This window comes from Flammeovirga aprica JL-4 (assembly GCF_012844305.1).
Classification (GTDB): domain Bacteria; phylum Bacteroidota; class Bacteroidia; order Cytophagales; family Flammeovirgaceae; genus Flammeovirga; species Flammeovirga aprica.
This window is the reverse complement of record NZ_JABANE010000057.1, coordinates 47151-60497: the sequence shown is the minus strand read 5'-3', so window position 1 is coordinate 60497 and position 13347 is coordinate 47151. Positions and strand designations below refer to the sequence as shown.

The following is a 13347-nucleotide window of genomic DNA, read 5'->3' as shown; positions in this document are numbered from 1 at the left end:
GAATTGCATGTTATATTTGAGTCAGACTTGTAATAGATTTTTTGTTGGAACTCAAATTTATGCAAGTTAAAACCCCGAAAAAAGCCTAATTCGACATTTTTCGGGGTCTTTTTTACATTTTATAACAAGTAAATAACTCATTGTTAGTAGATTAAGTATTTACCAGGGTTCCCTAATTAAGCTTTCATCTGCTAGTGATGGGTTTTCTAAAAGCAGATTGATACTTTCTCTGTAATTCTCTAATAGTTTATCAATCTGAATCTGCTTTACATTATAATCTACTTTATGTGTTGATTGTGTAAAATCAAACTCAAACAGATCTTTGACAATAGAAGGGTATAAAAAGATACCAACAGATTCAATGCCGTCATCACAATGCTTTGAATCTTTTACTGGCTCAAAGAAGTAATTTAAACACTTTGCCAACATTCCCTGTTGACGATTCACCTTAAAGTAATCATCAGGAGTTCTAACAGCAACTTCTCCTTTGTTGACAAACATAAAACAAGCTTCATTTTCTACGTACTGTTTTAACGTACGATCAAAGCTAGGCATAGAAAGTTTAATAAAAACGGGTTGCCCCTTGTATGTAATATGTTTCTCTTGATATTCCATAGTCAGAAGTTTGAAGAATAATGCTCAATTCAAAAATATCGAAAAATAAGGTAAACAAAAAGAGGTTACCATTATCATGATAACCTCTCCAACTTAGTATGAAATGAAATGAATTATTACTTATATTTTTAAAATCTTTATTTGTCTCTTTTTGAATTACTTATCCTAATTTAAATAACTTTTGATAAGTATTGATAAGAATAATGAAATATTGAAATAACTTCAACTTGAAGTGCTATTCTTCTAAAACTTCAAATCTTTATTCTTTACAGTTATGTTTTACGTTATTACAAAGGTAAAGGTTGTATTTAAAGATTAACATGTGTTAAAACAAGGATATACAGTCTTTTACACCATAAAAATAACTGCGAAAACACAGTTTTTTATTTATGATTTTTTTAACATAAAAGTATTTTCATTAAAAATTTTACAATCAACATTCTTCATATCTTTATAAAAATCACAACATTAAATATTCACTTAATCACAATTAAGTTTTAATTGTACATTATACTATAATTAAACAGCTTTTTTATTGCACTTGTAAAATCTACACATAACATTGTAACCACTTGTAAATGAATTAGTACTCAGCTTATTTTAATACATTTTCACATTTCAAGAGTATCTTTTCTTAGTACAATGCGATAAAGAGATTGTGCATTTTATTATTTTAACTTTTAGCAATTATGTAACTTATACTTACACCAAACGAAATAAGTAGAACTAAAATGAAATTTCTTATTTTCCCCCTTCTTTTTATTGCCTTTTATCTACAACCTTACATTGGATTTGCCCAATATTTACCTTCTGATCACTATAAACACGTGGTTGCAGAAAAGGTATTGAACCAAATTGCAATGGCTAAAGGCGACAATAGAACGGTTCCTTCTTTTAGAATTTCTAAAGACAAGAAAAACATAGCCATGTATTTTGCAGGAGAAAACGAGCATTTCATTTACTTGGATGAGAAAGTGTATGATGTCTGTGTTGGCATGGGTAAAGATTCTTTGAATGCATTGGCTTGTATTATTGGACACGAATTGGGACATTATTACGAAGATCATAGTGATCACTTTGGTTTTAATACTGAGTTTGCTAAGCATGACCAAAAAACATTAGAGGATGTTGCCGATAAGTTCAGTTTGTTTTTTGGAGCCGTCGCCGGTTATGATACACCGAGGGTTTTTCCGCTTATTCTTAATAAGGTCTATGATGCTTATGGTAAATCAGACAAGCTTGCTGGCTACCCTGATTTGCAAGATAGACAAAGCATAGTAAAAAGTGCTATCAATGAGATTTCTGATTTTATTAATATCTATAGAGTGGGTCAAAACCTTTATGCCATTCATCGTTTTCAAGAAGCAAAAGATTGTATGGAGTTTATCCAAAATCATTATCCCAGTAAAATTGTTCATAATAATATTGGTGTCTGCAATTTGAGCCTCTACCTTAATTCCAACAACAATCAAGAAGCATATCCTTATATCTACCCTTTTGAATTTGAAGTAAGAGTGAAACGGATGAAAGAAATCTCAAAATTGAGTAAAAGAGATCATAGTTTTACGCTGATTGATGAAGCCATTCAACTCTTTAAGGAAGCAATACATATCGACCCCTATTATGAAACAGCTTATATCAATCTCGCTTGTGCATATTCTATTAGGGGGAATCAAGACGCATCCTCTGGTACTATCAATGAACTGCAATTGTTTTTGGAAAGGGAAGGAAAGTCATTATCTGAAAATGCTTATTTAATAAAGGGAATCAGCAAAGCTCTGAATGAGGATTATACTAATGCTCAAAAAGCGTTTGATCATGTCACTTCTGATTCTGATATCAATCAATTCAATCACTCTGTATTAAAAGCTGAATCGGGAAAGGATGCATCTTATTTTGATGATTTCAGAAATTGGGTCATCACGTATTTCAACAATGAAGACCAAGAAGTGAACCATAAGATTGCTTTAGAACGAAATAAGGAAGTGATTGACGGAAAGTTACCTCAAGATATCCATGAAGGTGCTACTTATAAAGAAATCAATTTAGGGAATTGGGCCTCTGTTTTTTTTCGAGATGACGGTACATCATTGAATTACATCTATGCAGGTAAAGATATTGAGGTGAAAATGATTATTGCATTGGATAATAATGAAGCCTCGACTTTTAAAGGTATTCATTTTAATGATGACTATCAAAAAATTACAACTTCAAACTATTATGGTTATCCTTCTTTCCGATGGAATAAAAAACCACTTTCTATCATCGTTTATGACCATGGTAATATTGGTTTTTTATTAGAAGATAATAGAGTAGTCAATTGGTTTGCTTGGGCTATAACAGAATAAAAAAATCCCCTTCAGTTTAGCATTTCACTAAATTGAAGGGGATTTAATTAATAAGGTTTTAAATTATGAAAGACCTTCGATCTGACCATCTTTAAACATAATTTTGTTCGCTTGAGGCTCTTTCGGCAAACCTGGCATTCTCATGATACTGCCTGCTCTTGCGACAATGAAGCCTGCTCCATTATTAATTAATAAGTCTTCGAAATGAATAACAAAACCACCTGTTGGTGCTCCTAAGATTTTGGCATTGTCTGTAAATGAGCTTTGCGTTTTAGCCACACAAACCGGCAATTCAGACATTCCATATTTTTCTATTCTTTTCAACTTCTTCAAAGCTTTAGAATCCATTTTGATTCCATCTGCTCTATATATTTTCTTTGCGATTTTATCTAGTTTTTCATAGATAGAATCCTCCAAATCATATGTAAACTGTAAAGGTCCAGAAGGATTATTTTCAATCACATCTACTACTTTTTGAGCTAACTCAGTAGCACCTTTACCACCTTTCATAAAGCTATCGTTTACTGCAAACTCTACACCTTTTTCTTTACACCATTTTGATACAAAGTTCATTTCCTCTGTTGTATCAAAAGCATACTGATTGAAAGTGACCATTACTGTTTGTCCAAAACCTTGCATATTCTCAATATGTCTTTCAAGGTTTTTCATACCGAGCTTCAAGCCTTCAATATTCGGTAATTTGATGTCATCTAAAGCAACACCACCATGAAGTTTTAATGCTTGAGAAGTTGCTACGATTACAGTAAGATCTGGATTTAAACCTGCTTTTCTACATTTAATATTGAAGAATTTCTCAGCACCCAAATCAGCACCAAAACCTGCTTCAGTAATAGTGTAATCCGCATAGTTCATTGCCATTTTTGTGGCCAATACAGAGTTACATCCGTGTGCAATGTTGGCAAATGGTCCACCGTGAATGAAGGCTGGAGTATTTTCAGTAGTTTGTACCAAGTTAGGGTGAATGGCATCTTTCATCAATACCGCCATAGCACCTTCAACCCCTAAATCTCTAACATAAACAGGATCATTATTATGATCGTACCCTAAATAGATATTACCAATTCTTTCTTGAAGGTCTTCTCTATTTTCAGCTAAACATAAAATAGCCATCAATTCAGATGCAGGTGTAATATCAAACCCTGCCTCGGCAACATCTCCGTTTCCGATACCACCCAAACCTGTAACGATTTGTCTAAGTGTTCTGTCGTTTACATCCAGCACTCTTCTCCAGTTAATGGATTTAAGTTGCTTACCAGAAGCTCTTTCAAAATGCTGATGATTATCCACCAAAGCAGAAATCATATTATTAGCAGAAGTGATCGCATGGAAGTCACCTGTAAAATGAAGGTTGATGTCTTCCATTGGTAATACTTGAGCGTGACCACCACCGGCAGCACCACCTTTCATACCAAAACAAACACCCAATGAAGGCTCTCTCAATGCAGGAATAGCATTGTGTCCTAACTGTTGTAAACCTAATGCCAGACCTACAGAAGTAGTGGTTTTACCAATTCCAGCCCTTGTAGGAGTGATCGCTGTTACAAGAATAAGTTTTTTCTTGTTGTCTCTTTTCTTCTGCAACAATTCATAAGGCACTTTAGCCATATAATGACCGTATGGAATCAGGTCCTCTTCAGGAATTCCAATACTTTTCCCTACCTCATAAATACGTTTTAAGACGGTTTCTCTAGCGATTTCTATATCGGTTTTCATAGCTCGTCAGGAAATAATAATATGTTTATAATGCTTAATATGGTTCTTAAATTACAATGTGTACGTTATTATAAAATTGTTATCAGCAATAAAAAACAACTGCTCAATAACTTTTTTATTTTACTTTATAAGTATAAATATTACATTATCAGCAAATTAAATAACACAACATCATAATTTCTATTGATTGATATGCCAAAATAAGACATATTAATAGTAAATTAAGGTGTTATAAATCACCATCTAACAAAAAACACATAGAATGACATTGGAATTAATTAACTACAAGAAAACTCAACAAATAGCTTACATCTCATTGAACCGACCAGAGAAACGCAATGCACTCAATCATCAGCTTGTTTCTGAACTCAAAGAAACGCTAGATATCATTGAAAATGATCACACTGTAAAGGCTGTAATCCTCAAAGGGGAAGGCAAGGCTTTCTGTGCAGGTGCTGATTTGGCTTACATCCAAGATCTTCAAAATTTTTCTTATGAGGAGAACTTAGAGGATTCTAATCACTTGAAAGAATTGTTTCTCAAGATCTACTATTACCCTAAGATCATTATTGCAAGTATTCAAGGGGCCGCTATTGCAGGCGGCTGTGGATTGGCTACGGTTTGTGATTTTGCGTTTGCGGAAAGTGGAGCAAAATTCAGCTATTCAGAAGTGAAAATTGGTTTTATCCCTGCCATTGTAAGCATTTTCTTAGTCAGAAAAATTGGGGAAGGAAGAGCAAAACAATTACTCCTTTCAGGACAGGTTATCTCCGCTCAAAAAGCATTGGACTATGGATTAATTAATGGAATTACTTCTGCAGAACAACTGGAAGAAGAAGTATTTGATTTTGCACAAAAGCTCATCACCGAAACGTCCTTACAAGCGAAAGCAGATACCAAACACCTGATTGCATCTACTTGGCATTTACCATTAGAAGAAGCAATGAATCTCGCAGTGGTTTCTAATGCTAAAGCAAGAAGCAACGAGGATTGTAAAAAAGGTATTGCCGCTTTTTTGAATAAAGAAAAAATTGAATGGTAAAATTTTGATGAGGTAAGAGGTAAGAATTAAGAGTGAAGATATGTTCTCCATACCTCTTACCTCTTACCTCTTACCTCAAATTACTTTTATTGTACTATTTCTTTTTCGGGATAAACTTCCTTTACTATAGCATAAAATTCATTGATCAGACCTTGATCTGTAAAGGCTGTGTTCATTGGTTTTTGATCCACTGTAGGACCCAATGTTTTCTTTTCAGGAGAGCCTAAAATATCACCATTTTCTCCTCTTATTCCATCAATTGCACTAACATATTTTTGAGCCGCTTGAACTGGGCTTTGAGCCATTCCCACCCATTTCATAATAGTGAAACCGATGTTCTCTAAAAACCATCTCTCTAAAGCCGGTTTTGTAGCCAATCCATTTGTACCATAAGTCAAGCCCGGTGTAAACCAAATAAACTCTTCACCTTGCTGTGCGTTTTGAGCTAATTTCGCCACTAATAAAGCACTCATAAGCTTAGAAGTTCCCATGGCATTCATATCATGGTATTTTTGTCCTTTGAGGTTTCCTTCAATATAATCACGTAATATTTTAGGTGAATTGAAGGTTGGTTTATCCATCATACCGGGAATTCCTCTTGCTCCTTCACCACCTGCATAAATGACTCTATAATTCTCTGATAATAGATTTCTTCTTTTTAAGTTCTGAAGTACGATATAACCACCAATCACATTCTGGAATATCGTCTTTTCTATTTTCTTATTGTTAAAGTTGATGTATTCGAAATTATTGCCGAAGATCACACCACCGGATTGTAAAAAAACAACATCGATTTTTTGATGTACTGGAAGAACGTTTACTGCTTTTTCAATAGCTTCAGGAGCATTCATATCAAACCCTCCATACGTTTCCAACTTATCTCCTCCGTTGTTACTTTCCGCCTCCTGTAATATTTTATTCTTGGCAACTTTTGCTTTATCTTCTGTTCTGCAAGCCATTATGATACTACCATACCCTTTTTCAAAAAGGATTTTAGTAGTCTCAAGACCCATTCCACCATTTGCCCCTGTAATTAAAACTCTTGTGTTTTGTTTCGATTTATTTTTCATAATAGTAATAGCGATTATTGATTTTCGATAGTACAAAGTACGGCTATTACTCAGGGATTAAATTGGAATATTAGGCCAATAAAATGGTAAATAAGGTCAAGGGATTTTTGAGCGAAATAAGATTATATCTTCTCAATAATCATCAATAATTCACTCAACATCATTGCTGTAGCACCCCACACTGTATGTCCGTATACATCAAAGGCAGGTGTTTTGAATTTCACACCATTGTCTAAATCTACAATATGTTCTTTGTGATTATTGATATCCTGTAATTGACTGATAGAAGCTTCAACAACTTTATCTACTTCATACTCATCAATATTGTATTGAAAAACATCACTGTAATTTGCCACTACTGGCACAACATGCATATTAGATGGAGGAATATAAATATCAGACAACGTACCTAAAACTTTATTTCTTTCTACACTTACTCCTATCTCCTCATAACACTCTCTCAAGGCCGTTTCTATAAGATCTTCGTCTGTATCATCATACTTCCCTCCGGGAAAAGCCATTTGTCCACTATGCACACCATCATAAGAAGGGCGTTGAATTAATGGAAAAACCAAAGAATCTTCTTCTTCTTTCAGTAAGATCAAAACTGCCGCTTTTCTAGCTGTAGCAGGAATTTCAAATGGGGTTTCATCCTGTCTTTTCAATGATGACATCTTATCATGTGCATCACGGCCAGGTTTAGGTTCTGATAGTTTCTGTCTTAATTTATCTTGCCAATCGCTCATCAAATCGTATTGTCTATTTGTTATTAAAAAATTGTATACACTTAATTTACAATTTTATTTATAAAAAAATAGAGCTAAGGACCTCTCCCTAGCTCTATATTCTTTTGAACTGAATAAATTATTACTTACTCAAATCAATAATCATTGCTGTTTTTCCTGGAATTGTAAATTCACTTCCAATGGTCACAGACTTGCCAGTAAGAATATCTTTACCTTTAGCATCACCTTTTAACACCTCAGAGAAACGCTCAGTATTGAACGTCTGCTCGTCTTTGTTGTTATTCAAAATCACGAATACAGTTTCGCTATCAGTATATCTTGCATAAGCATATACTTCATTGAAAGGCACCCAATGCTTTAATTTACCTTCAGCAATTGCTTTAGATGTTCTTCTCCATTGAAGGATAGAACGCATGTAGTTGAAGTAATCATTTTCTTTCTTTGTACGGCCAGCTTCAGTGAAAGCATCACGCTTGTCGCCTGCCCATCCACCAGGGAAATCTTCTCTTAAATCACCATGGTGACCACCTTTACCCATTAGGATTTCAGTACCATAGAAGATTTGGGGAATACCTCTTGTTGTCAACAAGAAAGAGGTTGCCAATTTCATATTAGGAATATTCTTATTGAATACACCAAAAGCTCTATCTACATCATGGTTATCCAGGAAGATTTTGTTTTGGTTAGCATCATCATATAAGAAGTCCTCTGTTAAAGTCTTGTATACTTCAGTGATACTCCAGTTGTTTCTCCATGTTCTATTTAAAGCGTCCCAAACAGGGAAGTCAGAAACAGATTTTAACGTTGAAACAAAACCATCACGGTTGTTTCCACCTGCTTTCCAGTACGACTCCCAAGTAGCACCAGGCAACCAAGTTTCACCTACAATATAGAAATCAGGGTATTCGCTCAATACATAAGACACCCACTCTGACATCATTTCTTTTTTGTTATAAGGGTACGTATCCATACGAATACCATCAATACCTGCATACTCAATCCACCAAACAGAAGCTTGCATTAAGTATTTCGCTAAATAAGGATTACCTTGATTCAAGTCAGGCATGTGACCATCAAACCATCCGTCAGTCATGATTTTCTTATCAAAATCAGAAGCATTTGGATCAGATAAAGCCTCACCTTTGTAGTTGGTCTTTGTGAATTCTTTCCACTCATGAATCCAGTCTTTTGCTGGAAGATCTTTCATCCAGTCATGACCATTACCAATGTGGTTGAACACAAGGTCCATCACTACTTTCATGTCTCTTTTGTGTGCCTCATCCACCATGTTTTTATACTCAGCATTAGTACCATGACGGCCATCAGCTTTATAAAAATCAGTGATTGCGTATCCGTGGTAAGACCAATCCGGTTGATTGTTTTCTAAGAAAGGCGTCAACCAAACCGTAGTTACACCAAGGTCATTTAAATAATCTAACTTTGAAGTCACACCAGCGATATCACCACCGTGTCTACCATCTCTGTCTTTACGATTGGCTTTCTGAGTCAAATCAGCTTGTGAATCATTGTCAGGGTTTCCGTTAGCGAAACGGTCCGGCATAATCAAGTACATCACATCTTTAGAAGTAAGACCTTGTGCTTTTGTCCCTTTGTTTCTTGGCTTCAACTCAAACTCATACGTCAATTCTTTAGCACCTGCTTTAAAAGTAATAGGGTACTTTCCTGCCTTTGCATTGGCAATATTCAAGTTCAAAAATAAGTAGTTAGGGTTGTCTTGTGTGTCTACACTTTCAATCCCGATTCCGTCCTCTTTAATCTGAACTTCTGAAGTGGCAATATTTTTACCATGAATCATTAACAAAACAGTTTCATTTTTCATTCCTGCCCACCAGTATGCAGGTTCCACTGTTTCTAACTTCACTTCGTTTGCTGGTTTCATATTCGGAACACTAGCTTGCTTGACTAATGCTTTTGAGCCTTCCTCCCCATTCGGAGTACAACTCATTCCTAATAAAGAAATTAAAATGGCTACTACGCCAGCTTTTACAATTTTCATACTTACGATATTCTGCTATTTTTCATTTAACACAAACATAATTTGATTTATGGTCATTCAAAAGCTGAAAAAAATTTCAACCGTTTGCGTAAATTAGTTTTTTTTAAATTTTCGGGATTTTTCAAAGTTTAGTGTTAACAGATTATTATCTTGCTAATTCTAAACATCAATATTCTTCATGAGATCATTTTTTCAAGTTACATTATTTAATGTACTAATTTTATTTATCTTTTCTTTCAATTTTGCTGGAGCACAGAACATTCCAACGAAAACATGGCGTTCTCACCTCAACTTCAGTAATGCTCATTCTGTAGCCATCACTGACAATGAAGTTTACTGTGCTTCCAATAATGCACTGTTTTCTTATGGTAGAAACAACAGCATTATCACAACACTTACGAAAGATGACGGATTAAGTGACACTAATATTCTAGCACTAGGTTATGCCACTTCCTCAGATCAATTGATAGTACTTTATGCCAATGGTAACTTGGATTTCATAACCGATGATGAAATTGTAAATATGAGAACCCTACTCAACACCTCTTACCCGAATAAGGCATTTTATGGTCTGAGAGTAGATGGACGATATTTATATGTTTGTGCAAGTTTTGGTGTAGCTAAAATCAATACAGATAATTTTACGATTGAAGAAACATATGATTTTATTGGTCAAAACGGTAGTGAAAATGCTGTTTTTGATATTACTATCAGTGACGACTCTCTTTATATTGCTTCCAATGAAGGCATTAAAAGTGCCTCTTCAGATCCCAATGTCAATAAACAAGATTTTAATAACTGGCACTTGATTGTACCTTCCTCAACTTTCTCTACAAGATCAATATTATGGGCTGGCAATTCACTTTATTATACCAATGATCAAGATAATGCTTTAAAAAAATATACAAATGATGCTTCTTCCACCGTGTTCAATTACACCACAACAGTCTACCTTCTTGACTTTTGGGGAGATGACATCACACTTGTGGGAGAAGATGAGATTTACCGTATTGATGAACAAGATCAGGTTTCGACCTATTCTGATCCTAAAGTTCCTGCACCTAGACAGCTTTTGGATGACGAAAATGGGAATGCTTGGATAGCAGATAATACCAATGGTTTGATCTCAATTTCAGCAAATGGAAACGAGATTCAAGGGTACGCTCCTTCTGGGCCTTTATTTCCCGTAGCAAGACAAATCATTAATGCCAACGAAAAAATTGTGATGATCCCTTCTACTGACGACCCTAATGTCACTGTAGGTAGTTTCTCTATTTTTGAAAATGGGCAATGGACCAATTATACTTCACAAAATAGAACTTCAGTAACAACAATTCCTGCCACAGCTCCTTTTTACGGCATAGCTTTTAATGCATTTGAGAACATCATTTACTTTGCCAGTAATGGCGATGGCCTTTTGGCATTTAACCTTAATGATAACTCTTTTGAATTAATCAAAACTCCTTTCTTAGTGGAGGGAAGAACAGAAGCCAACTTAAAATCACTCTCCATTGATTTTTATGGCAACTTATGGACAAGTTCACAGTTTTATGTTCACATAAAAGACACTGAAGGGAAATGGATACACACAAGAAATAATAGCTTAAGTTCTCCTGCTACGGTCACTCAAAACTCTACTCAGGATGATGTTTGGTTTGTTTTAGAAAATAACCGCCTGCTTACATACAAAGAAGGCAGTACTCGCTTTTTAACGACAGACAATACCAGTGGTGGGCTTCCTTCGAATACCGTATTTACAATCCAATTGGATAACAGCGGAAGTATGTGGATTGGCACCGAAGATGGAAGTGCAGAGTATTTTGGTTTCTCTCCTTCGGAAGTCAATGAATTTTCAGTAGCACTACCTCGTTATGATGGTTTTCCACTATTAAGAGGAGAAAGAGTGTTGAGTTATGGAATTGATGGCGGTAATAGAAAATGGGTTGGCACCGGCAATGGTTTATGGCTTTTCAGCAAAGACGGTGGTCAATTATTTGAATATTTTACACAAGAAAACTCACCGATTCTTTCCAATGAAGTAAAAACAATTGGTATTCAACCCAAAACAGGAGAAGTCTTTATTGGCACTGATAATGGAGTTGTTTCCTACCGATCAGATGCTACAGAACCTTCCAAAAGCATTGATAAAATTACAGTTTTCCCAAGTCCCGTAAGACCAAATTATAATGGTGTTTTAACAATCAACGGATTGGTGGATAATGCTAGTGTAAAAATCACTGACACCGCTGGAAATATTGTTTGGGATGGAAAATCTTATGGAGGCAGTACTTCTTGGAATCTAAGATTGGACAGTGGTACAAAACCTGCTACAGGAGTCTATTTTATTTTCGCTACTGACCTTGATGGTGTTGAGAAAAATGTAGGAAAGTTTGCAGTGATACGATAGATCTCTAAAAACTTAATATATAGAAAGCTCTTTTCTTTGCATGACTTGTAGAGGAAAGAGCTTTATGCTTATGTAGAAGCGTAGCCTGCTACGCAATAACTTAATAAAATAAGATATTGACAACTGTATATCATTGAAGCCCACAAAAAACTTCAAAGTTTATTTTTCACTCATACGAGCGTAGCAAGGCTACGCTTCTACAGAAAGTCCCACCTAGATATCTAACCTAAATGGGACTTTTTACTATTGATCATCTACTCACAAGTAACAAACTCTTCCCAAGGAGCAACTTCAAGAGCGTTAATCGAAACTTCTGTAAGTGGAAAAGCGGAAAGTGCTATTCCATCACAAGCTTTACGTTTCAAACCCGAAGCACTCAATATCGTTTGAGATCCATCAGTAGAAACAGACTCGTAATTCCATGCTCCTTTTACAAACTGATTTGTTGATTTTATGTAAGCTTCGAAGTTGGTATTCGAATAAAAAACATACAAAGTATCTTTACTTTCCGTGTAAAGAGGTTTATCAAAGTTCCCACCTAGTGGTGCAACATCATTGGAGCAAGAGGCAAGAGCGGATAAGGTAATCAGAATTAATGCTAATTTTCTCATTTTTATTTAGTTTAATATCTTACAAAATAAGTCAGTAAGAATCAGAATTAATTCACAAAATCAGTTAATTAGATTTTTTTCACTAAACAAAAACAAACAACACAACTGTGACACTTCTACTTATTTCAAGAAACAAATCACTATCATTTTTCTAGTAAAAATAAGGCGGTATTTTTGTTCAAAATCAATCACCTTAATTAAATTCATTATCATGAGTAAAAAAGTTAGAATGTGTTATCCTTACCTAAAGGAAACAAGTTTTAAATGCGATTTTGAAATAGAAACAGATTCACTAGCAAGTCATATTGGGTATGCCTATTCAAAAGCAGGTCAATTTCCTGAAATGAAAAAAGAACTTATTTGGCTTTGTGAAATGGCTTATCATGTCAATGGATCAATTAGAGGGAATTTAGCAGTTACGGAAGAGGATATTGACAAGGCTATCGGTATTCATGATAAATATCAGGCTATGGTAGAGAAAGAAACGAAAATGTTCAGCCTTCCTTTGGGCAATGAGCTTTCGGGTATGTTGAACCTTTGCCGTTCGAAAAGTAAGAGTTCTACGAGATGGGCTTATAAAATTGCAAAATTTGAAGATGTTAAAGTGGATGGACTCGTGCCTGATTTATTGAATACAATGGCCAATATCTTCTTTGTGATGTCTGTATATGTGAATAAAATGGCGGACTTGGAAACTATTGAATTTGTATCTAAAAGCTATGATGTTCGCTATTTTGATTAACAAATAAGGATTAAA

The 13347-nt window shown here is 34.9% G+C and carries 10 protein-coding genes; 4 read left to right on the top strand and 6 right to left on the bottom strand.

Annotated elements, in window-relative coordinates; genetic code table 11:
* Positions 1–159: 159 nt before the first annotated feature.
* Complete coding sequence (locus HHU12_RS19660; RefSeq protein WP_169658445.1) at positions 160–615, bottom strand: hypothetical protein; 456 nt, start codon at positions 613–615, stop codon at positions 160–162.
* Between the two features lie 731 nt (positions 616–1346).
* Here HHU12_RS19660 and HHU12_RS19655 point away from each other — a divergent pair.
* Positions 1347–2963: a M48 family metalloprotease gene (locus HHU12_RS19655; RefSeq protein ID WP_169658444.1), complete on the top strand. Its 1617-nt coding sequence runs from the start codon at positions 1347–1349 to the stop codon at positions 2961–2963.
* A gap of 63 nt (positions 2964–3026) precedes the next feature.
* Here HHU12_RS19655 and HHU12_RS19650 read toward each other — a convergent pair whose 3' ends face one another.
* Positions 3027–4697, bottom strand: coding sequence for a formate--tetrahydrofolate ligase (locus tag HHU12_RS19650; protein WP_169658443.1), 1671 nt, complete (start codon positions 4695–4697; stop codon positions 3027–3029).
* A gap of 262 nt (positions 4698–4959) precedes the next feature.
* Between HHU12_RS19650 and HHU12_RS19645 the strand changes: the two genes are divergently transcribed.
* On the top strand, positions 4960–5739 hold the full coding sequence (locus HHU12_RS19645) for an enoyl-CoA hydratase/isomerase family protein (RefSeq protein WP_169658442.1): 780 nt from the start codon (positions 4960–4962) through the stop codon (positions 5737–5739).
* A gap of 86 nt (positions 5740–5825) precedes the next feature.
* Here the strand turns inward: HHU12_RS19645 and HHU12_RS19640 are convergent, their stop codons facing one another.
* The 3 genes from HHU12_RS19640 to HHU12_RS19630 form a co-directional block, all read right to left on the bottom strand.
* Positions 5826–6809 carry an SDR family NAD(P)-dependent oxidoreductase gene (locus HHU12_RS19640; protein ID WP_169658441.1) on the bottom strand — a complete coding sequence of 328 codons (984 nt, stop codon included), beginning with the start codon at positions 6807–6809 and terminating at the stop codon, positions 5826–5828.
* 122 nt (positions 6810–6931) lie between these two features.
* Complete coding sequence (locus HHU12_RS19635; RefSeq protein ID WP_169658440.1) at positions 6932–7555, bottom strand: NUDIX hydrolase; 624 nt, start codon at positions 7553–7555, stop codon at positions 6932–6934.
* Between the two features lie 121 nt (positions 7556–7676).
* The gene (locus tag HHU12_RS19630; protein WP_169658439.1) at positions 7677–9572 is read right to left on the bottom strand and encodes a glycoside hydrolase family 13 protein; all 1896 of its coding nucleotides are present in this window, start codon (positions 9570–9572) and stop codon (positions 7677–7679) included.
* Positions 9573–9750: 178 nt separating this feature from the next.
* Here HHU12_RS19630 and porZ point away from each other — a divergent pair, with 178 nt between their 5' ends.
* Positions 9751–11979 (top strand): type IX secretion system anionic LPS delivery protein PorZ, encoded by a 2229-nt coding sequence (gene porZ / locus HHU12_RS19625; RefSeq protein WP_169658438.1) that lies wholly within the window; start codon positions 9751–9753, stop codon positions 11977–11979.
* 254 nt (positions 11980–12233) lie between these two features.
* Here the strand turns inward: porZ and HHU12_RS19620 are convergent, their stop codons facing one another.
* Positions 12234–12590, bottom strand: a complete 357-nt coding sequence (locus HHU12_RS19620; RefSeq protein ID WP_169658437.1) for a hypothetical protein — start codon at positions 12588–12590, stop codon at positions 12234–12236.
* Positions 12591–12801: 211 nt separating this feature from the next.
* Here HHU12_RS19620 and HHU12_RS19615 point away from each other — a divergent pair, with 211 nt between their 5' ends.
* Positions 12802–13332 carry a hypothetical protein gene (locus tag HHU12_RS19615; RefSeq protein WP_169658436.1) on the top strand — a complete coding sequence of 177 codons (531 nt, stop codon included), beginning with the start codon at positions 12802–12804 and terminating at the stop codon, positions 13330–13332.
* Positions 13333–13347: the final 15 nt, after the last annotated feature.